This window comes from Actinoplanes teichomyceticus ATCC 31121 (assembly GCF_003711105.1).
GTDB lineage: Bacteria > Actinomycetota > Actinomycetes > Mycobacteriales > Micromonosporaceae > Actinoplanes > Actinoplanes teichomyceticus.
This window is the reverse complement of record NZ_CP023865.1, coordinates 3,095,349-3,114,798: the sequence shown is the minus strand read 5'-3', so window position 1 is coordinate 3,114,798 and position 19,450 is coordinate 3,095,349. Positions and strand designations below refer to the sequence as shown.

At 73.2% G+C, this 19,450-nt stretch carries 20 protein-coding genes; 8 read left to right on the top strand and 12 right to left on the bottom strand.

Going from position 1 to position 19,450, the window contains the following annotated elements:
• Positions 1-2: 2 nt before the first annotated feature.
• Positions 3-1,019 (bottom strand): L-erythro-3,5-diaminohexanoate dehydrogenase, encoded by a 1,017-nt coding sequence (gene kdd, locus ACTEI_RS13945; RefSeq protein WP_122978052.1) that lies wholly within the window; start codon positions 1,017-1,019, stop codon positions 3-5.
• Positions 1,020-1,151: 132 nt separating this feature from the next.
• Between kdd and ACTEI_RS13940 the strand changes: the two genes are divergently transcribed.
• Complete coding sequence (locus ACTEI_RS13940) at positions 1,152-2,522, top strand: KamA family radical SAM protein (RefSeq protein WP_122978051.1); 1,371 nt, start codon at positions 1,152-1,154, stop codon at positions 2,520-2,522.
• 147 nt (positions 2,523-2,669) lie between these two features.
• Here ACTEI_RS13940 and ACTEI_RS13935 read toward each other — a convergent pair whose 3' ends face one another.
• The 4 genes from ACTEI_RS13935 to ACTEI_RS13920 all read right to left on the bottom strand — a co-directional run bounded on the left by ACTEI_RS13935 (position 2,670) and on the right by ACTEI_RS13920 (position 6,967).
• Positions 2,670-2,861, bottom strand: a complete 192-nt coding sequence (locus tag ACTEI_RS13935) for a CsbD family protein (protein WP_122978050.1) — start codon at positions 2,859-2,861, stop codon at positions 2,670-2,672.
• Between the two features lie 669 nt (positions 2,862-3,530).
• Positions 3,531-3,791: a hypothetical protein gene (locus ACTEI_RS13930; RefSeq protein WP_122978049.1), complete on the bottom strand. Its 261-nt coding sequence runs from the start codon at positions 3,789-3,791 to the stop codon at positions 3,531-3,533.
• 444 nt (positions 3,792-4,235) lie between these two features.
• Positions 4,236-5,489, bottom strand: coding sequence for an MFS transporter (locus ACTEI_RS13925; protein ID WP_122978048.1), 1,254 nt, complete (start codon positions 5,487-5,489; stop codon positions 4,236-4,238).
• On the bottom strand, positions 5,486-6,967 hold the full coding sequence (locus tag ACTEI_RS13920; protein WP_239082638.1) for an NAD(P)-binding domain-containing protein: 1,482 nt from the start codon (positions 6,965-6,967) through the stop codon (positions 5,486-5,488). The genes ACTEI_RS13925 and ACTEI_RS13920 overlap by 4 nt, the downstream gene beginning before the upstream one ends.
• Positions 6,968-7,386: 419 nt before the next feature.
• Between ACTEI_RS13920 and ACTEI_RS13915 the strand changes: the two genes are divergently transcribed.
• The 5 genes from ACTEI_RS13915 (at position 7,387) to ACTEI_RS13895 (ending at position 10,750) form a co-directional block, all read left to right on the top strand.
• Positions 7,387-7,755 carry an ArsR/SmtB family transcription factor gene (locus ACTEI_RS13915; RefSeq protein WP_122978046.1) on the top strand — a complete coding sequence of 123 codons (369 nt, stop codon included), beginning with the start codon at positions 7,387-7,389 and terminating at the stop codon, positions 7,753-7,755.
• A 151-nt stretch (positions 7,756-7,906) separates the two neighbouring features.
• Positions 7,907-8,569: an arsenate reductase/protein-tyrosine-phosphatase family protein gene (locus ACTEI_RS13910; RefSeq protein ID WP_239082636.1), complete on the top strand. Its 663-nt coding sequence runs from the start codon at positions 7,907-7,909 to the stop codon at positions 8,567-8,569.
• Positions 8,570-8,656: 87 nt separating this feature from the next.
• Positions 8,657-9,388, top strand: coding sequence for an aquaporin (locus ACTEI_RS13905; RefSeq protein WP_122978044.1), 732 nt, complete (start codon positions 8,657-8,659; stop codon positions 9,386-9,388).
• A gap of 34 nt (positions 9,389-9,422) precedes the next feature.
• Complete coding sequence (locus ACTEI_RS13900) at positions 9,423-9,833, top strand: arsenate reductase ArsC (RefSeq protein ID WP_122978043.1); 411 nt, start codon at positions 9,423-9,425, stop codon at positions 9,831-9,833.
• A gap of 542 nt (positions 9,834-10,375) precedes the next feature.
• Positions 10,376-10,750: a hypothetical protein gene (locus ACTEI_RS13895; protein WP_145831091.1), complete on the top strand. Its 375-nt coding sequence runs from the start codon at positions 10,376-10,378 to the stop codon at positions 10,748-10,750.
• 205 nt (positions 10,751-10,955) lie between these two features.
• On the opposite strand, the gene ACTEI_RS13890 is transcribed toward ACTEI_RS13895, so the two are convergent.
• From ACTEI_RS13890 to ACTEI_RS13875, 4 genes are all read right to left on the bottom strand, one after another.
• On the bottom strand, positions 10,956-11,519 hold the full coding sequence (locus ACTEI_RS13890) for a restriction endonuclease (protein ID WP_203723787.1): 564 nt from the start codon (positions 11,517-11,519) through the stop codon (positions 10,956-10,958).
• A gap of 946 nt (positions 11,520-12,465) precedes the next feature.
• Positions 12,466-12,891: a hypothetical protein gene (locus ACTEI_RS13885; RefSeq protein ID WP_122978041.1), complete on the bottom strand. Its 426-nt coding sequence runs from the start codon at positions 12,889-12,891 to the stop codon at positions 12,466-12,468.
• Between the two features lie 118 nt (positions 12,892-13,009).
• Positions 13,010-13,627, bottom strand: coding sequence for a hypothetical protein (locus ACTEI_RS13880; protein ID WP_145831092.1), 618 nt, complete (start codon positions 13,625-13,627; stop codon positions 13,010-13,012).
• 312 nt (positions 13,628-13,939) lie between these two features.
• Positions 13,940-14,650 (bottom strand): quinone oxidoreductase family protein, encoded by a 711-nt coding sequence (locus tag ACTEI_RS13875; protein WP_122978039.1) that lies wholly within the window; start codon positions 14,648-14,650, stop codon positions 13,940-13,942.
• Positions 14,651-14,660: 10 nt separating this feature from the next.
• Between ACTEI_RS13875 and ACTEI_RS13870 the strand changes: the two genes are divergently transcribed.
• Positions 14,661-14,894 (top strand): hypothetical protein, encoded by a 234-nt coding sequence (locus ACTEI_RS13870; protein ID WP_122978038.1) that lies wholly within the window; start codon positions 14,661-14,663, stop codon positions 14,892-14,894.
• A 177-nt stretch (positions 14,895-15,071) separates the two neighbouring features.
• Here ACTEI_RS13870 and ACTEI_RS13865 read toward each other — a convergent pair whose 3' ends face one another.
• From ACTEI_RS13865 to ACTEI_RS13855, 3 genes are read right to left on the bottom strand one after another with little or no spacing between them, the layout of a single operon-like run.
• Positions 15,072-15,638: a maleylpyruvate isomerase N-terminal domain-containing protein gene (locus ACTEI_RS13865; protein WP_122978037.1), complete on the bottom strand. Its 567-nt coding sequence runs from the start codon at positions 15,636-15,638 to the stop codon at positions 15,072-15,074.
• An 18-nt stretch (positions 15,639-15,656) separates the two neighbouring features.
• The gene (locus ACTEI_RS13860; RefSeq protein WP_122978036.1) at positions 15,657-16,118 is read right to left on the bottom strand and encodes an Lrp/AsnC family transcriptional regulator; all 462 of its coding nucleotides are present in this window, start codon (positions 16,116-16,118) and stop codon (positions 15,657-15,659) included.
• A 35-nt stretch (positions 16,119-16,153) separates the two neighbouring features.
• Positions 16,154-17,293: an acyl-CoA dehydrogenase family protein gene (locus ACTEI_RS13855; RefSeq protein WP_122978035.1), complete on the bottom strand. Its 1,140-nt coding sequence runs from the start codon at positions 17,291-17,293 to the stop codon at positions 16,154-16,156.
• Positions 17,294-17,603: 310 nt separating this feature from the next.
• On the opposite strand from ACTEI_RS13855, the gene ACTEI_RS13850 reads away from it, so the two are divergent.
• On the top strand, positions 17,604-19,289 hold the full coding sequence (locus ACTEI_RS13850) for a hypothetical protein (protein ID WP_122978034.1): 1,686 nt from the start codon (positions 17,604-17,606) through the stop codon (positions 19,287-19,289).
• Positions 19,290-19,450 lie beyond the last annotated feature (161 nt).

Here is a 19,450-nt window from a genome sequence, read left to right as displayed (position 1 = left end):
GCTCAGTCTCCCGCGACCCGCGCCTCGAACAGTGATCGGACCGCGGGCACCGTGCGCAGCAGGTCGACGGCGAATTCGGCGTGTCCCGGCACGTACCCGTTGCCGACCAGCATGGTCACGTCCGCGGCCAGGCCCTCCGCGCCGAGCGCGGCCGCCGGGAAGCTGGTCGCCATGGAGAAGAAGATCACCGTGCCGCCGGCCGCGGTGGCCAGGATCGCCCCGTGTTCGCAGCCGGGCACGTCCACGCAGACGACGGTGATGTCCGCGGGCTCGCCGACCCGCTCGGCGACCGCGACCGGGTCCCGGGCGTCGGCGACCGCGATCTCGTCGGCCAGGCCGGCGCCGCGCAGCGCGTCGCGCTCGGCTTCGGAGACGACGACGGCTTTGGTACGCGCGCCGGCGCGCCGGGCCGCGGCCAGGCTCAGCGAGCCGCTCTTGCCGGCGCCGCCGAGCACCAGCACGGTGGGCTGCCGGTACTGCCGGACCACCCGGTCGACCAGCGCCGGGGCGCCGCACACGTCGTAGACGGCCAGGGCCAGCTCCGGCGGCAGGTCGTCGGGCAGCACCCCGACGATCGAGCGGCCGAACAGGATCGCGGTGCCGTCCGCCGGCGCCTGCTCACTGAGCCCGTCCCAGCCGGCGAGCCCGTCGGTGATCCGCAGCGGGGTCAGCGTCAACGACACCAGGGTGGCCACCCGGTCGCCCGGTTCGACCGGCAGCGGCGAGTCCGGGCCGACCTGCTCGACCACGCCGATCAGCATGCCGCCGGAGCCGGTCACCGGATTGTGCATCTTGCCGCGCTCGGCCACGATCGCCAGCACCTCGGCCCGGATCTTCGCGCCGTCGCCGCCGTGCTTCTGCGCGAGCTGCCGATAGCTGGCCGCGTCGAGGTTGAGCCGCTGCACGCGGATGCGCACCTCGTCCGGGCCGATCTCAGGGGAGGCGTCCAGGCGCCAGGCCGCCTGGGGCAGCACCCCGGCCGGCTCCAGCACCCGTGCCAGACCCACCGAACCCGCCATCAACAGCCCCCTCACGTTAAACAATCGCCTCTGACCGCCGGTACACCGTAAATCTTTCGTAGCCTGGGTTTCTAGACCGAAGATTCTCCAGTACGTTGATGAGCCTGTACAGCCGAGCCAGGGGAGGACCAGGTGCCCGATCTCGACACGGGACAGCCCTACGAGTACCAGCGGCGCGAGCTGGCCGAGCCGGATTGGACCCGGCTCCCCGGGTGGCGCCACGTCAGCGCCGGGCAGTGGCAGTCCGCCCAGTGGCAGCGGGCCAACTGCGTGAAGAACGTGAAGCAGCTGCGCTCCGTGCTCGGCGACCTGCTCGACGACGCGTTCTACACCGACCTGGAGACCGACCAGCAGCGGCTGGCGACCATGTCGATGCTGATCCCCCCGCAGATGCTCAACACGATGGTGCCGGACCGGGTGCCGGACACCGCCTCGTTCTACGCCGACCCGGTACGCCGCTACATGCTGCCGGTGGCCACCGACCGCCAGCTGGACTGGCCGTCCCATCCGTACGCGACCCGCGACTCGCTGCACGAGCACGACATGTGGGTGGCCGAGGGCCTCACCCACCGTTACCCCACCAAGGTGCTCGCCGAGCTGCTGTCCACCTGCCCGCAGTACTGCGGGCACTGCACCAGGATGGACCTGGTCGGCAACAGCACCCCGGCGGTCGCCAAGCTGAAACTGGTGCAGAAACCGGCCGACCGGTACGCCGCCCACCTGGACTACCTCAAGGCGCACCCCGGCGTCCGGGACGTGGTGGTCTCCGGCGGCGACGTGGCCAACGTGCCGTGGCGGCAGCTGGAGGCCTACCTGATGGGCCTGCTGTCAGTGCCCACCGTGCGCGACATCCGGCTGGCCACCAAGGCGCTGATGGGGCTGCCCCAGCACTGGTTGCAGGACGACGTGGTCGAGGGCATGCACCGGGTCGCGGTCACCGCCGAGCGCCGCGGCGTCAACCTGGCCGTGCACACCCACGTCAACCACGTGAACTCGCTGACCCCCACGGTCGCCCGCGCGGTGCGCACCCTGCTCGAGGTCGGCGTGCGCGACGTGCGCAACCAGGGCGTGCTGATGCGCGGGGTGAACGCCACCGCGGCGGACCTGCTGGACCTGTGCTTCGCGCTGCAGGGCGAGGCCGGCATCCTGCCGTACTACTTCTACATGTGCGACATGATCCCGAACGCGGAGCACTGGCGGGTGCCGGTGTGGCACGCCCAGCAGCTGCAGCACGACCTGATGGGCTACCTGCCGGGGTACGCGACGCCCCGGCTCGTGTGCGACGTGCCGTTCGTCGGCAAGCGCTGGGTGCACATGGTCGCGGAGTACGACCGCGAGCACGGCATCTCGTACTGGACCAAGAACTACCGCACCTCGCTCGAGAAGGACGACAGCGAGGCGCTGACCAAGCTGTACGAGTACTACGACCCGATCGACACGCTGCCGAAGACCGGCCAGGACTGGTGGCGCAAGCAGCAGGCCGCCACCGCCGTACCGGTGTGAGAACGGGGGCCCCGGCCGCGGCCGGGGCCCCCGGCCCACCTGTTCCGATCCAGCTCAGCGCGTCCCGCACGTCCCGGACTCAGCGCGCCGCGCGGTTCCGGACTCAGCGCGCCGCGCGGTTCCGGACTCAGCGCGCCGCGCGCGCCTTCAGCTCAGCGCGTCGCGCACATCGCGGCCGGCGTCCTTGACGTGCTCGCCGGCCTGCTTGGCGTGCGCGGCGCCCTCCTGGGCCTCGCCCTCGGCGTACAGGCGCGGGTTGTCGGTCGCCTCGCCGACCCCCTGCTTCGCCTTCCCGGCCAGCTCCTCGGCCTTGTTCTTGACCTTGTCGGTGAAGCTCATTCGTCAACCCTCCGTGGTCGTCATGGCTCTGGTGCCGCATCGGTGGTGTGCCCGCCGATGCCGCACCGCGGGACCTGCCCGCCGGTGCCGCACCGTAGAACGTTCCCGCCGGTGCCTTTCCGGGTGTGCCCGCCGGGCACGATTCCGAAACGGCACACCCACCACGCGCCGTCCCAGGGACTGCGCGTCCGATCGTGATCCTGTCCGGCGCCGCCGGCCGGCTCCCGCCCGGCGGGCGTGACCGCGGCGCGGCTCATGACCTCCACCGGCGTGCCGCCACCGCCCGTGCCCGAGCGCAGCGTCGCCCCGCGTGCCGGGGCACAACTCCGCCATGCCCGGACCCGGCCATCGTCGAACGCGACGAAGCAGCACGCGCAGACGTGGCACGGCAGGCGACGGCCACCGCCCGCGAACGCGGCGATGCTTCACCCCAGCATGCAGGCCATCCGGCAGCGCTGCCGGCCTCCCGTCCGCTGCCCGCCCGAGCCAACGGGAACGCTGGTCAGCCGCATGACGGCACGAGCGGCCCCCGCCCGGTGCCGCCGGGCGCGACCGGCGCCGCCCGGCCTGACCGGCGCCGCCCGGCCTGACCGGCGTTGCCGGGCCTGACCGGCGTTGCCGGGCCTGACCGGTGTTGCCGCCGGTTTCGCTGATCACCACCGAAGATCGTCAGGGCAGGCGGCCGGTCCACTCGGCGCATGCCAGGTTGAAGGCATCGAACGCGGGCTGGGCGGCTCGGTGCTCGGCCATGCTCGCGGCCACATCCTGGACCTGCATGAACTCGGCATCCTCGGCGAGGTGCAAGCATCGGCCGCAGCCGTCGTCACCGAGGAAGTCGCGGGCCAGGTCGCCCACCGGGTCATGACGTCCGGTCTGGAGGGACAGCCAGGCTCCGAAGCTGACATCAGGTTCCATCTCGTTCTCCTCCATCTTGGTCGTTTGACGGGTCGCACGGCCGGCCCGAGCCAGCGTGGCCCCAGCCGTACAACGACCCGGGAGGAGAAATAGCGGCCTCACACTCCGGCACCTTGTCACCGGCCCTGGACCGGCGTCGCCGATCCGGACCGATCACCACCGGAGACCCTCCCCCGGCCGAGCGCGGCCGGGTCAGCCCCCGCTCGAACGCCCGCTCCAGCGTGCTCGGCGTGACCGTCGGCGCGCTCCCCCGACCGCACACGTGGAGCTCCGGGACCGGTCCCCCGGGCACCTGACCGAGCCTCGACGCGGGCCCGGGCCAGCCCGGCGGCCCCTGCTCCGGATCGACCCCGCGCCCGCCGGCCCCGGCCCCCTCGCCTTGACCGGCGACGGTCTTTTCCGGCCGTAGCGGCGGCCAGCGCACCCCTTCGGGTGGTGCCGGCCCGCGGCGAGCCGCCCTCATGGCTGTGCGGTGGGCCGGGAGCAGACGGCGATGGCGATGGCGGCAACGGCGCAGCAGGCGGCGACAATCGCCAGGACCGGCGTGTAGGAGCTGGTGGCGGCGTGCAGGGCCGCGGCGGCCAACGGGGCGCCGGCTTTGGCCAGGGCCATCGGCGCGACCAGGATGCCGGCGAGGGTGGCGTAGCGACGGGTGTCGTAGCGCTCGGCGAGGATGACGGGTTTGGCGATGGTGGCCACGCCGAAGCCGAGGCCGAACCCGACGACCGCCAGGACGGCGCCGCCGGTGGTGGCGCCGACGGCCGGCAGCAGCAGGGCCGCGGCGGCCTGGAGCGCGAAGACGCCGGCGGTGATGGTGGTGGTCCGGTAGCGGCGTTGCAGGCCGGTGGTGATCAGCCGTCCGGCGACGGACAGGAGGCCGAGCAGGCCGGCGATGGTGGCGGCGAAGGCGGGCGGGTGGCCCCAGGTGGTGAGGGCGGCGACCAGCAGCAGGGTGTAAGCACTGGTCGCCGTGGTGTGGGCGGTGAACCCGGCGGTCAGCAGCCAGAAGCCACGATCGGCCAGCGCGGCGCGGACCGCCCGGGTGCCGGCGTCGCGGTGCCGGGTGACCGTGTGCGGGCCTGCTGATGGTGGGCGCCGGACGACGGTGGCGTGCAGCGGCCCCGTGACGGCGTGGATGCCGGCGAGGACGAGCAGGGCGGTGCGCCAGCCGTGCTGGTCGGTGAGCCACCCGGTCAGGGGCAGGAAGATGGTGCTGGCGAAGCCGGCGACCACGGTCAGCGCGAGCAGCGCCGAGGACCGTTGCCGCGGCTGGTGCCAGGCGATGATCACGGCGAAGGCGGCCTCGTAGAGGCTGGCCGCCGACGCGACGCCGATCCCGAGCTGCACCGCGTACAGCTGCCACACCTGCTCGACGTGCGACCACAGCACGAGCAGCACGGTCCCGAGCAGGGAGCCGCAGGTCATCAGCGCGCGGCCGCCGTGGCGGTCCAGCCGGCGGCCGATCGGCACGGCCAGCACCGCCGAGGCGAGGACCGAAGCGGTGAACGCGCCGGTCACGGCGGTGGCGGAGGTGTGCAGGTCGGCGGCGATCGGGACGAGGATCACGGCGAACGCGTAGTAGAGCGTGCCGTAGCCGATGGTCTGGGTGATCGCCAGCGCGGTCACCAGCATCCGGCTGCTGGGCGGGAAGGGCGGGCGGTGCTCGCCGACCGGCGGGTCGGCGGGCACCGGTGTGCCGGTAGGCCGGTTCACGAGCAGCAGCTGCCACCGGCCGAGCTGGTGAGGTTGATCAACCCGGTGACGCCGGGCAGGGCACCGGAGCGGTCGGCCAGGGCGGCGATCTGCAGGGCGGTCTCGTGGTCGAGGCCGATCCGGTCGGCGGCCGCCCGGACGGCGTCGCCGGTGCTGGCCGCGGTGGGCAGCACCGCCAGGGTGGCGTGGGCCAGCGCGACCGGCACGTCCGGGGTGAGGCCGAAACGGGCCGCGACCTCGCGGGCGGCGTTCTCGGCGACCACGCTGGAGCTGCACACCCCGGTCTCGGGCAGGTCGAGCCGTACGTCGTCGGCGGCGGCGAAGTCGCCGGCCAGGGCCGCGGCGATCGAGCGGACCTGCTCGTAGCCGGTGGCCATCAGGAACGTCGGCGCGCGGCCGTAGGACTTCATGCCGACGGCGTAGTAGTCCGGCTCCGGCTGGCCCAGCTCGCGGTAGCCGTGCGGGGCGACGGTGCCGCAGGAGTGCTGGTTCGGGTCGATCAGGTCGGCCAGGATCCGGGTGCAGCCGAGGATCGGGTCCAGGTCCAGACGCAGCTCACCGGTGATGCTGTGGTCGGGCCGGAAGCCGGTCGCGGACACCACCCGGTCGGCGGTCAGGGTGCGCCCGTCCGCGGCGACCAGGGTGATGCCGTCCGCGTCGCGGCGTACGGTGTGCACGCCGAACCCGGTGACCAGGGTGAGCTTGCCGGTGTCGACCAGGGCGTGCAGACCCGAGCCGAGCGCGCCGCGGGCGGGCAGTTCGTCGGCGCCCTCGCCGCCGAACGCCCGCTGGGCGGAGCCGCCGCGCACGGCCCAGGTGATCCGGGTGCCGGGTTCGGTCTCGGCCAGCCGCGCCAGGTCGAGCAGGGTGTTGGCGGCCGAGTGCCCGGAGCCGACGACGATGGTGTGCTTGCCGGCGTGGGCGGCGCGGGCGGCGCCGAGCACGTCGGGCAGGGCGTGGTCGATCCGATCGGCGGCCTCGGGCTCGCCGTGGGCGGGCAGCCCGTTGACGCCGAGCGGGTTGGGGGTGCGCCAGGTGCCGGACGCGTCGATGATCGCGCTGGCGGTGACCTCCGTGCCGTCGGCGAGCCGTACCACGAAGGGCAGGTCGGCGCGGCCGGCGGTGCGCACGCGGTCGGCGCCCAGGCGGCTGATCGCGGTCACCCGGGCGCCGAGACGCAGGTGCGGGGCGATGGCCGGCAGCTTCGCCAGCGGCTGCAGGTAGGTGTCGACGAGCTCGGCGCCGGTGGGCAGACCCTCGTCGTCCGGCGCGGCCCACCCGGCGGCGTCGAGCAGGCGGCGGGCGGCGGCGTCGATGTCGTAGCGCCACGGGCTGAACAGGCCGACGTGCGACCACTGCCGCACCGACGCGCCGACCTGGTCGCCGGCTTCCAGCACCAGGAACGGGACGCCCTGCTCGTGCAGGTGAGCGGCGGCGGCCAGCCCGACCGGGCCGGCGCCGATGACCACCACCGGCAGCCGCCCGGCACCGAGGGCCTCGGCGCGGACCGCGGGAGCGGGAAGCAGCTCCACCGCGCTGACCGTGGTGGCCGGGCCGCAACAACCGGCCTCGGGTTCGGCGTGGGTCGGGGCGGCTTGATCGGTCGGGCCGCAGCAGGCGGCGCCTCCGGCGACCGCCTCCGCTTTGGCTTGCGGGGCGCAGCAGGCGTCAGCGGCCGCGGCCTGCTCGGCGGTGCCGCAGCACAGGTCCTGCCCGGCGGCGGTCGGGGCGGTGCTGGAAGCGTCGCTACTCATCGCGGGGTACTCCTCGTTGAGGTGAAGGTCGGGCTGGGCGGTGGGTCCGTCGAACCCACCGCACCCGGATTCGAGAAATGTCGAATCCGATGACTGTCGAATCCACGGTTGCACGCGGCTTCGACATCTGTCAACCTCGACGCATGTCGAAACCACCGGTCGTGTCACCCGCCGAACCGCAGACGCCCTGCTGCCCGCCGATGGCGCAACAGCGGATCCCCGCCCCCGCCGCCGCCACCCTCGCGCAGGCGTTCAAAGCGCTGGGCGATCCGATCCGGCTGCAACTGATGTCGATGATCGCCTCGGCGCCCGACGGGGAGATCTGCGTCTGCGACCTCACCCCGGCGTTCACGATCTCCGGGACGACCATCTCGCATCACCTGAAGGTGCTGCGCGAAGCCGGACTGATCGACGGCGAGCGCCGCGCCAGCTGGGTCTACTACCGCCCTCGGCCGGAGTTGATGCGACAGCTGTCCACCCTGCTCGCCGTCGGCGGAACCGTCACCGCCTGACACCGCCCGCCGGCTCGGATCAGATCCACCGGGAAGCGGATCGGAGGCGGCCGGAGCCCCGGGTCCGCCGCTCATCCACGGTCGCGGCTTGCCTCGACAAAGAAGCTCAGCCAGTATTGAGTCAATGAACGGCGACCTTTCCTTGCTGCGGGTGAGAGCACGTATCCACGCCGCGCTCGGCGACCCGGCGAGGCTGGCGATCGTGGACGCGCTCATCCTCGGCGACGCCTCCCCCGGCGAGATCGGCGCCGACCTGGGTATGCCCACCAATCTCGTCGCCCACCACGTGAAGGTGCTCCACGAGGCGGGCCTGATCGCGCGGACCCGCTCCGAGGGCGATCGGCGCCGCACCTACCTGCGACTACAGCCCGCCGCCCTGGCCTGCCTGACCCCGCCGCCGCTGCGCGACGCCGACCGGGTGGTGTTCGTCTGCACCCACAACTCGGCCCGCTCCCAGCTGGCCGCCGCGCTGTGGCGCGACCGGGTCGGCGGCCCCGCCGCCTCGGCCGGCACCAGACCGGCCAGCCGCGTCCACCCCCGCGCCGTCACGGTCGCACACCGGCACGGCCTGCGGCTGGACCCGGCCCGCACCGCCCATGTCCGCGACGTGGTGCATGACGGGGACCTGGTCATCGCGGTCTGCGACAACGCGCACGAAGACCTCACCAGCCCGGTGCGCCCGCAATTGCACTGGTCGGTGCCCGACCCGGTCCGCGTCGACACCGACGACGCGTTCGAGGCCGCCTACACCGACCTCGCCGGCCGCATCGAACGGATCGCGCCGATCGCGTACCCGAGCGCCGTCATGGACTGACCTCTCCCGCTTCCGGACCCGCCCGGCCGGATGAACCGCCGGGTGGGTCGATCCTGCCCGCACCCAAGACCGGAGCTTGTACCTTCCATGCCTTCCATCGCACTCTGGCGACGGCTGCTGGCCGAGTTCCTCGGCACCGCACTGCTGGTCACCGCCGTCGTCGGCTCCGGCATCATGGCCACCACCCTGTCGCCGGGCGACGTCGGCCTGCAGCTGCTGGAGAACTCGGTCGCCACCGCCTTCGCGCTCGGTGCGCTGATCCTCACCTTCGGCCCGATCTCCGGCGCCCACTTCAACCCGGTCGTCTCCGCCGCCGACTGGTGGCTCGGACGCCGCGGGCGCACCGGGATCAGCGGCACTGACCTGGCCGGCTACACGGTCGCCCAGACCCTGGGCGCGATCGGCGGATCGATCCTGGCGAACCTGATGTTCGACCTCGCCCCCGTCACGCTCTCGACCAAGGACCGCGCCGCCGGCCACCTGTGGCTCGGCGAGGTCGTCGCCACCACCGGCCTGCTTCTGCTGATCTTCGCGCTCGGCCGGTCCGGCAGAGCCGCGGTCGCCCCGGCCGCGGTCGGCGCGTACATCGGCGCCGCGTACTGGTTCACCAGCAGCACCAGCTTCGCCAACCCGGCCGTCACGATCGGCCGTGCCTTCACCGACACCTTCGCCGGCATCGCCCCCGGCTCCGTGCCCGGGTTCGTCGGCTTCCAACTCGTCGGCCTGCTCGCCGGCGTCGGCCTGCTGCTGGCCCTGTACCCCGACGCCGGCAGGACGGCGGACGACATCGTCGTCGAACACCCCGCCGCCGCGCCCTGAGCGGGCTTTCACCCCTACCACCGCGAGGAACACCATGAGCGACACCAAGCCCACCGTCCTGTTCGTCTGCGTCCACAACGCCGGCCGCTCCCAGATGGCCGCCGGCTGGCTGCGCCACCTCGCCGGCGACCGCGTCGAGGTCCGCTCCGCCGGCTCCGCCCCCGCCGACACCGTCAACCCGGCCGCGGTCGAGGCCATGCGCGAGGTCGGCATCGACATCACCGACCAGACCCCCACCAAGCTGACCTGGGACGCAGCCCACGAATCCGACGTCATCGTCACCATGGGCTGCGGCGACGCCTGCCCGGTCTTCCCCGGCAAGCGCTACGAGGACTGGAAGCTCGAGGACCCGGCCGGCAAGGGTGTCGAGTCCGTGCGCCCGATCCGTGACGAGATCAGGAGCCGCATCGAGGGGCTGCTCGCCGACCTGATTCCAGCAGCCTGACCCCAGCGGCGCTGAACTGCCGCAGGGTTGGCTGGCCCTCGCGGCAGTTCAGACAACGTACGGCCTCGAACACCATCGCCCGGAAGGGTGCACAGCACGCGGCCGAGACGGCCACCGCACCGGCGGGGACAGGTTCAGAGAACAGGGTGCCGCGTCAGCGCGGCCGGACCCCGCCGGGCGGACCGTTCCAGCCCTTCTGCGGCGGATACTCCGCTCTCATCGCCACCGTGGCGTTGGTCGTCACGGCGTCCGCCCGGAAGCACACGCCGTGAGGCCGCGTTCCGCGTCTCGGAGCGATCCGGTGGCCCCGCAACAGGTCCTTTTCTCTGGTGTCAGGCGTGCGCATGTCGCGCTGACTTGCCGGCGTGCTGTCCGCGCCCTTGCGCGATCGAGATTCACCGGGTTCGATCGAAGGACGGCGACGGGTGGCCACGTCCGGCCGGCGGCCGGCCCGGCTTCGTGCACCGCGGAACGGGCTGGTGAACAACTCCGGCCCTTGGCCTTCCCGGAGCCGCAAGCACCTTTCGACGAAGGGAAGCAGGATGCGAATCAGACCCGGCCTCGCGGCCGTCATGACGTTCGCCGCAACGGCCGCAGCGATGACGGTGGCCGACCCGGCACTGGCCCTCAACCAGAAGACCTGCCAGGTCAAGTACGACGGCGTCGACCGCGACTGCATCACCCAGACGCTGGATCTCGCCGGATCGAACGTGTTCCACATCGGCACGACCGGCGCCCCGACGGATCAGGCCTGGCTGTTGATCGTGACGGATGTGCACAACGGCAAGGTCGTCGTCACGGAACGAATCTGGAACAACGCGAACGTCTGGCGGACCAACGTCTACTCCGACTACACCGCCTACGCGTCGTGCAACCGACCCTGCCCCGGACTGACGCTGTACTTCGCCAACGGCTGACGGTCGACGGCAGGAGGGCGGGGCCTCATAGGTCCCGCCTGTTCGAAGCCGGTTGCCGCAGCCCCGGGGCACGGGTGAGCGCGGCCGCGTTGCGGGCCGTCCCGGCAGCCGCGCGGGCGGGGAGTGTTCGCCTCAGCGGTCACAGCGCCCGATCCGCGCGCCGCGATCCGGAACTTCCGGCTCGGGTTCCCGCTGATGCTGTTCTTCAGCGTCGTGCGCGGTCGTCGAGGACCTCGGGCGCGACTCCGGTGGCGACCCAGCGGGCCAGGGCCGGCCGGTCCACCAGCGTGATCCGGCATCGCCGGGCGATCTGCAGGGCCGGACCGGTCGGGCGGCCGGTGGTGACCAACAGGGCGATGTCCGCGCCGTGGATGTCGCGGGCGGTGCCGGCGAAGCGCTGGACGTCCGGGCTCGACAGGTTCCCGGCGTAGCGCTTGCACTGCACGACCAGGCGTCGGCCGCCCGGAGTCCGGGCGGTGACGTCGGCGCCCATGTCCCCGGCGCCGCCGCTGACCCGCACGCCGCGACAGCCGCTGTCGCGCAGCAGCCGGGCCACGTAGCGCTCGAAATCCGGACCGCTCATGTGGTCGGTCACCGCGACGTCGCGCTCGTAGCTCATCAGCCGGTTCATCGCCGACCACCGCAGATACGCCCACACCCCGCCGGCGGCCAGCACGAGCCCGGTCACTACGACGGTCAGGACCGGATGCTCCCGGACCACCTGGACCAGCATCGCGACAGCCAGGACACCACCGGCGGCCCCGGCCACCACGGCACCATCGCTGATCCTGCCCTTTCTCCGGCGCCTACGTCGAGCCACCCGAACCCCCTCAGCCCCACACTTCGCATACTGACGCACACGAACGGTAAACAACGGGTACGACAGAAGGACATCGACGCTGTTCGTCGCACCGCGGAGCACGCCGGATCGAGGGCGGCGCACGGGCCCGCCCCGGCCGGTCCGCTGCCGTCGTCGGATGACCCTGCACTCGCCGCCTCCAGGCCGGGTGCGATGGATCCGCCTCCGAGCGCGGGACGGATCGTGTGCCCGGTCCGGTCCGAGCCGATCGAGATGGCGGCAGGCGTCGATGACCGGCGGCTGGTTCTGCCGCTGACGGCGCGGGCTGTCGAAGCCATCGCTTCCGAACCGGCCGACCCCGCCCAGGAGCGGCCCGGTCATCGACCCCGACGGTTGCGGTACGCGCGCGCATGAGCGAGGTGAACCGCCGTGTCGTCACGGAACGGCGTTCAGCCGGTTGGTAGTGCAACGCGCTGTTGCGCTCGTTGACTGGTCATGCTGGGTGGCGGGGTGCTCGACGAGTCCCCGCGCTACCGCCGGAACGTCCCGCCCCCGCGCCGACGATCGCCAAGCTGGTCGAGGACCACGGGCTGATCGCCGGGATCCTGATCCGCGTCGCCGAGCTGGGTGCGGACCCGAGCGCCGCCCCGAGTGCGATCCGGCGTGAGCTGGCCGGTCCGGGGCCATCATGGAGTCACATTTCCGGTACGAGGAACGTGCCCTCGCCGAGGCCCGCAACGCCGAGGTCCGCAAACACCGAGGCCCGCGACGCCGAGGCCCGCAAACGCCGAGGCCCGCGACGCCGAAGCCCGCGACGCCCGGCTCCGCAACGCCGAAGCCCGCGACGCCCGGCTCCGCAACGCCGAAGCCGCGACAACGGATGGTCTGGACCGGTCCTGCGGCTGCAACCGGCCGGTCAGCGGCGCAGGTCGCCGACCGCGTCCGCGTAGTACGTGTCGGACAGGTGCACGGCGATCTCCCGGATGGTCCACGCGCCCGGCTCCGCCCGGTCCAGCTGTTCCGGGGTGAGCGAGCCCAGCCGCACCGACCAGATCTGCGCCAGCCGGGTCAGCCGGCTGGTCGCCTCGGCGAGATCCTCCTCGGTGAACGGCGCCAGATCGGCCGCCGTGGTGATCGCCGACGCGTGCCAATGGTCCGGGATCGTCGGCGCGCCGGCCAGCCGCGCCTCCACCTCGGCGAGATGGTCGATCAGGTGGTCGGTGATGCGCCGGACCGCCTTGTGCGGCGTGTACACCCGGTCGCCGGCCGGGACGGGCACGCCCTCCCAGGCGGTCCAGCTCCGCGCGAGGCGTAGTGCGTGGGAAACCGCCTGCTCGATCATGCGGCCAGGTTCCGGCATCGTGTCGTTCCTCTCGGGTGCGGCGCGCGGGCCCCGCCACGTTAGAGTCCGAACGGTTCGCCGGCCGCCGAACCGTAGGCGCCAGCGCCTTGCCGATGCGCTACCGGTGCAGCGCGGCCCTGCCCCGCGTGACCAGGTCGGTGAACCAGGGCGCCTGGTCCAGCGGCACCATCTCGGCCCCGGCCCAGAACGAGCGGGCCCGGTCCGTTTCCGCGTCCCCGGCCTTCGGTGCGGTGGCGACGTTGCCGGTGAAGTAGACCGTGACGCGGCGCAGGCCGGGCGCGTCCGGGGCGACGTGGGTGAGGGCGCCGTCGCGGACGCACATCGCGGACGACCGCTCGGAGCGGATGCCCGCGCAGGTGTCGGTCGGCCGCGCGGACAGCTCCACCAGGGTGTGCAGCCGCTGCCGGCCGAACTGGTAGCCGTCCACCACCGCGTCGGGGCCGTCGGAGCCGATGCCCATGCCGAGCAGGTCGGGGGGCCGGGTCTTCGGCACCAGGGCGAAATGCTCGGCCTCGCCGTCGTGCCGGGCGAGATCGATCCGCAGGGCGTCCTGCAGCAACCGGTACTCGGGGACGGACTCGTCGACGATCAGGTCACCGGCTTGCAGCGGCGGCGCTCCGGCGCCGTCACCGGCTTGACGCGACAGCGCGACACCCGTCGCGAGGCCGACGCCGACCACCGCCGCGACGGCTATTCCGATGTTCCTGCGCTGCACACTGACCAGCTCCCCCCGCGCGCGGCAAACTCTAGGCTCGTCAGTGGATCTTGTAAAACGGTGCCGGACATGCCGCTGACGGGACCACCGCCTTCGGGCCCGATCCACGCCCCCGGACCGGCCCGCCCTCGGTCGTGACCCGCGCCCGCGTGCCCGCCGTCGGTCGTGACCCGCGCCCGCGGGGGCCGTCGGTCGTGACCCACGCCCGCGGGCGGCCGTCGGATCCCTCTGCCGGACCCCTCGATGCCGCGTCGTGCCCCGCCCGCGGGCCGGGACGTCTCCGTGTCGGCCCGCGGGGACCGGCCGGGCGGCTCACGGGCGGAGCAGGACCCGGCCGACATGGGTTCGCTCCTCGATCAGCCGATGGGCGCTCGCCGCCTCCTCCAGCGGGAACTCGGCGTGCACCGTGGTCCGCAGCCGCCCCGTGGCGAACAGCTCCGCCACCTCGGCCATCTCGGACCGGGCCTGCTCCGGCGCGGCACGCCGCCAGGCCGTCAGGTTGAACCCGGTGATCGACCGCAGCGGGAACAGCAGCGCGGGCGGCACATCCTCCGTCCCACCGGAGGCGGCGCCGTAGACCACCGCGCGGCCGGAGGGCGCCAGCAGTTCGACACCTCGCCGCAGCACGGCGCCGCCGACCGCATCCAGCACCACGTCCACTCCGCCGGGCACGGCCGCACGCACCCGCTCGGGCCAGTCCGCCGAGTCGTAGTCCACGGCCAGGTCGGCGCCGACCGACCGGACGAAGCCGAGCTTGCCCGCCGATGCCGCCCCGATGACCGGGCCCGCGCCGAGCACCCGGGCAAGCTGGACGATCACGTGCCCGATGCCGCCCGCCGCCGCATGCACCAGGACACTCTCGCCGCCCCGCAAGCCGGCCGAGCGCAGCACGCGCAGCGCGACCACACCGGCCATCGGCAGCATCACGGCATCGGCAGCGCCGAGCCCCGCCGGCACAGGCGCCAGCCACGCCGCGTCGGCGACCGCACACTCCGCATACGCGTCCAGGGCGAGCGCGGCCACCCGGCGACCGGTGAGCTCGGCGGACCAGGGGCCGCGCGAGGCGCATCCGGTCTACCGGGCCTGGCACGGTCACATCGCCGGGCTGGCCGGCCGGCAACGACCCGACCTCGACGCCGACATGCTCGCCCACGTGCTGCTGGCCACTCTGCACAGCGAGCCGATCCTGGACACCCTCGCCCGCGGGGAGAGCGAACGCCTCGACCGCACCCTGCGCGACCTGGTCACCGCGCTCATCCCGGAATGACCGCGGCCGACGCACCGCGACTCACGCAGGCACCGCCGCCCACGCACCGCCGCCGCCGACGCACCGCGACTCACGCAGGCACCGCCGCCCACGCGCCGCCGTCGACGCACTGCGACTCACGCACCGCCGCCCACGCGCCGCGACTCACGCACCGACCGACGCCCACGCGCCGGACGGTCATTCCACGGCGGCCCGCAGGCTCCACGAGGCGCGGCGCGGGCGGCCGGGCAGCGCGATCCGACCGGTGCACCAGAGCAGCGCGGCGACCGGCTCCACCGGCGGGCGGTCCGGGAACAACCGGGCCAGCACGGCCGCGCACGCCGCCGGCGGCGGGAGCCAACCGGCGCCCAGGCCGCGGCTGATGTCGTAGGTGTGCAGCAGGATCTCGTTCACGCCGAGGGCGGCGAAGCCGGACGGATCGGTCGGCCCCCAGTGCCACGCGCGGGTGTCCGGTCCGGCGGCACGCAACTGGGCGGCCAGCAGCGCCCCGGCGGCGGCGACCACCCGCAGGATCTCGGCCGCGCTCGCGTCCGGCCGGACCTCCAGATCGAGCGGCAGATAGCCGTCGGCGGCCCCGGCGGCCAGCTGAGCGGCGTACGCCAGCAGGTCGTGCGCGATGTGCGCGGCGGTGTCCCGGCAACTCCACCGCAGGTCGCCGGCCGGGACCGTCCAGTCCGCGCCGAGGTGCGGGGTCAGCGCGCGCCGCAGTTCGCCGAGCGCCGCTTCCACGTCATGGGCGTCCATGCCGACGACCCGGGGACGTCACTCGGCACCGGGCGGCGGAGCCATCCGCGGCGGCCGATTCTCGTACGGCGTGGACAACACCACCGTGGTCCGCGTCGTGACGTTCGCCGCCGTGCGGATGTCCTGCAGCAACCGCTCCAGATCGGCCGGGCTCTTCACCCGCACCAGCAGCATGTAGAAGTCCTCGCCGGCCACCGAGTAACACGAGTCGATCTCGGCCAGGTGGGCCAGCCGCTCCGGCGCGTCGTCCGGCTGGGACGGGTCGAACGGGCGGATCGCCACGAACGCGGTCAGCGGCAGATCCAGCGCCTCGTACGACACCTTCGCGGTGTACCCGGAGATCACACCGCGCTGCTCGAGCCGGCGAACCCGCTGGTGCACGGCGGAGACGCTGAGGCCCACCCGTTCGGCCAGATCGGTGTACGACAGCCGCCCGTCCACGGTGAGCGCCGACACGATCGCCCGGTCGATCTCTTCCACACCGGCAACACTACCCACCGGCCGCCCCGTCCGGCTCAGCCGGTCAGCGAGCGCGCGATCACCATCCGCTGGATCTGGTTGGTGCCCTCCACGATCTGCAGCACCTTGGCCTCGCGGAACCAGCGCTCCACCGGGTGATCGGCGACGTAGCCGTACCCCCCGAGCACCTGCACCGCGTCCGTGGTGACGCGCATCGCGACGTCGGTGGCGAACAGTTTCGCCTTCGCCGCCTCGATCGAGAACGGCCGCCCGGCATCCTTGAGCCGCGCCGCCGACAGCAGCAGCGCGCGGGCCGCGGACACCTGGGTGGCCATGTCGGCGAGCATGAAGCCGACCCCCTGGAACCGGCCGATCGGCTGACCGAACTGCTCACGCTCCCGGGCGTACCCGATCGCGTAGTCGGTCGCGGCCTGCGCCAGTCCCACCGCGCACGCCGCGATGCCGAGACGCCCCGCGTCGAGCGCGCGCATGGCGATGGCGAAGCCCTCGCCCTCCCGGCCGACCAGCCGATCGTGCGGAATCCGCGCGTTCTCCAGCACGATCTGCGCCGGCGCCGACGACCGCAGACCCATCAGCCGCTCGCGCGGCTGCGGCAGCAGGCCCGGGGTGCTCGCGTCGGCGATCAGGCAGGAGATGCCCTTCGCGCCGGGCCCGCCGGTGCGGACGAACAGGTTGTAGAAGTCCGCCACCCCGCCGTGCGTGATCCACGCCTTGACGCCATTGACCAGCCAGTCCTCGCCGTCCGGCACGGCGCGGGTGGTCAGGTTCGCCGCATCCGAGCCCCCGTGCGGCTCGGAGAGGCAGTAGGCGCCCAGCAGCTCACCGCCGAGCATCTCCGGCAACGCTTTGCGCTGCCGTTCACTGCCGAAGGCAGCGACCGGGAAACACGACAGCGTGTGCACGCTGACGGCCTCGGCGATGCCCAGCCAGGTTCCGGCCAGGATCTCCAGGACCTGCAGATAGATTTCGTACGCCTGACCGGCGCCGCCGTCGGCCTCCGGGTACGGCAGGCCGAGCAGCCCGGCGCGCCCCAGCGTGCGCAGCACCTCCCGCGGAAACTCGCCGCGCGCCTCGTAGTCGTCCACCTTGCCGGCGAGCTCTCGGGTGGCGAGCTCCCGGGTCAGGTCGAGCAGGTCGTGTGCCTCAGGGGTGGGAAGCAGTCGATCCACGGTCACCCCGTCAGCTTAACGGTCGTTCAATCCCGGGGGTAGACGAGATTCCGACAGCCACCCGGATGGCACGGCGCTTCCGACGCCACCCGGATGGCACGGCGCTTCCGGCAGCCAAAGCAGCGGCGCGCAGCCACCGGGCGGAGCAGCGGTATGCCGCCACCGGGCGGAGCAGCGCCATGCAGCACACCGGGCGGAGCAGCGGCACACGCTCGAGTCGTTGCGGGATGAGGACACCCCGGATCACCACGGCGTCGCACGACCAGTGAGACGCGGCCCCGGGCGCGAGGGCCCGGCTGACTAAGGTTCTCTCCCGATGAGTGCGACTTTTCTCGGGCGTCTCGCCGCCGTCCTCGCCGGCGCGGCGCTGCTCACGGCGGTGGCAGTGGGTGCCGTCACGCAGTTGCCCACCGGCGCCGAACCCGCGCCGGCAACGGCCGTGAGCACGCCGCCGCTCAGCGCCGCCGCCCCGCCGGTGAGCACGGCGACGAGACCGCCCGCCGGCACCGCACCGGCGCGGACCGGCACACCGCCCGCGCGCCCCACCGCGGCGGACGCGCCGACCGCTTTCCACAACCTGGGCCTGGGCGGCCCGGACCAGGTCGGTGAGCCCGCCGGCATGCCCATCCGCATCGAGGTGTCCTGGTGGGGCGCACAGGACACCCCGACCTCCGCATGGGACTGGAGCAGGTACGACGCGCCGATCGATCGGGCCGCCGCGGCCGGGATGCGGGTTCTGCTGCTGGTCACGTACGCCCCGCCGTGGGCCAGCGGTGACCACGGCCGGGGCGACGGTTCCGACCACTGGTTCCCGACCCCGGAGTGGGACGACCGCTGGGGCGACTTCGTCACCCGGCTCACCCGCCGGTACCAGGACCGGGCCCAGGCATTCGAGATCTGGAACGAGCCGAACCACGCCGGCTTCGGCAACTACGGCAACGGTGGCGACCTCGAGCGCAAGCGCCGGTACTGGGACATCGTCCGGCTCAGCAACAGCCGCATCAAAGCCCAGTGCCCGGGGTGCACCGTGCTGGCCGGCGGATCGGCGGCCGGCACCAGGCCCGGAAACCAGCCGGCGGTACCCGCGTCGCAGCCGAACCCGAACTCGCCCGCGGCGTGGCTCGACTGGGCGTTCGCCAACGGGTACGGCGGCGACTTCGACGCGGTCGCCCACCACCCCTATCCGATCTGGCATCAGTCGCAGGGCCCCTCCCAGTCGAACTGCGCCCGCCCGGATCTGGTCCTGTTCGGCCCCCGTTACCGGCCGAACCTGCCGTACACCCGGCAGTGCGGGCAGCTGGCGGCGTTGCGGGCGGTTCTGGTCGACCACGGGCACGCGGACATGAAGATCTGGGGTACGGAATGGGGCTATCCGACCGCCTCGTACCTGGGCACCCGCCATCCCTCGCTGGAGCGGATCCGGGACTTCGCCGTCGAAGGCGTACAGATGTGGCGGGAACTGGACTACGTCGGCCCGCTCTTCCTGCACGCCCACCGGGACGTCACCGCGTTCGCCGGGGTGCCGTGCGCCGCGGACAGCACGAACCCGGAGTGTCACTACGGGATCGTCACCGCCGACGGCACGCCGAAGGAGCCGCTGTACTCCGATCTGATGGCCACCGTGCGGGACGCGAAGCCGTCCCGGCTGTCCACCGGGCAGAGCCTGCGCCGCTGGTCCTGGATCGCCTCACCGAACCAGCGGTTCCGGCTGATGCTGCAGGGTGACAGCAGCCTCGTGCTGTCCGACACCGCCACCGGCCGGATCCTGTGGTCGGTGGCCGATACCGGCGCCCGGCGGCTGCTGAACCAGCCGGACGGCAACCTGGTCCTCTACCGCGGCGCCGACCGGCCGGCGCCGGTCTGGTCCTCGGCGACCGCGAGCGCCGGGCGCTGCACCCTGTGGCTGCAGGACGACGGCAACCTGGTCCTGCACCGCGATGCCGACGGCAAGCCGATCTGGGCGAGCAACACCGCCGTCCCGCGGGCCGGAGCAGCCGGCTGAGCGGGCAGGCGACCAGGCGAGCGGGCCCGGCAGCCGGGCGCGCGATCCAGGCAGCCAGGTGAGCGACCAGGCGAGCGGGCCCGGCAGCCGGGCGCGCGGTCCAGGCAGCCAGGTGAGCGGACAGGCGATCAGGCCAGCGGGCCAGGCAGCCGGGCGCGCGG

What these genes read in the sequence shown, in the direction of transcription:
- ACTEI_RS13865 (WP_122978037.1), bottom strand. Translation starts at nt 15,638, where the DNA reads ATGGACGCCCATGACGTGGAAGCGGCGCTCGGCGAACTGCGGCGCGCG.
- ACTEI_RS13935 (WP_122978050.1), bottom strand. Translation starts at nt 2,861, where the DNA reads ATGAGCTTCACCGACAAGGTCAAGAACAAGGCCGAGGAGCTGGCCGGG.
- ACTEI_RS13885 (WP_122978041.1), bottom strand. Translation starts at nt 12,891, where the DNA reads ATGATCGAGCAGGCGGTTTCCCACGCACTACGCCTCGCGCGGAGCTGG.
- ACTEI_RS13895 (WP_145831091.1), top strand. Translation starts at nt 10,376, where the DNA reads ATGCGAATCAGACCCGGCCTCGCGGCCGTCATGACGTTCGCCGCAACG.
- ACTEI_RS13900 (WP_122978043.1), top strand. Translation starts at nt 9,423, where the DNA reads ATGAGCGACACCAAGCCCACCGTCCTGTTCGTCTGCGTCCACAACGCC.
- kdd (WP_122978052.1), bottom strand. Translation starts at nt 1,019, where the DNA reads ATGGCGGGTTCGGTGGGTCTGGCACGGGTGCTGGAGCCGGCCGGGGTG.
- ACTEI_RS13850 (WP_122978034.1), top strand. Translation starts at nt 17,604, where the DNA reads ATGAGTGCGACTTTTCTCGGGCGTCTCGCCGCCGTCCTCGCCGGCGCG.
- ACTEI_RS13930 (WP_122978049.1), bottom strand. Translation starts at nt 3,791, where the DNA reads ATGGAGGAGAACGAGATGGAACCTGATGTCAGCTTCGGAGCCTGGCTG.
- ACTEI_RS13915 (WP_122978046.1), top strand. Translation starts at nt 7,387, where the DNA reads ATGTCGAAACCACCGGTCGTGTCACCCGCCGAACCGCAGACGCCCTGC.
- ACTEI_RS13905 (WP_122978044.1), top strand. Translation starts at nt 8,657, where the DNA reads ATGCCTTCCATCGCACTCTGGCGACGGCTGCTGGCCGAGTTCCTCGGC.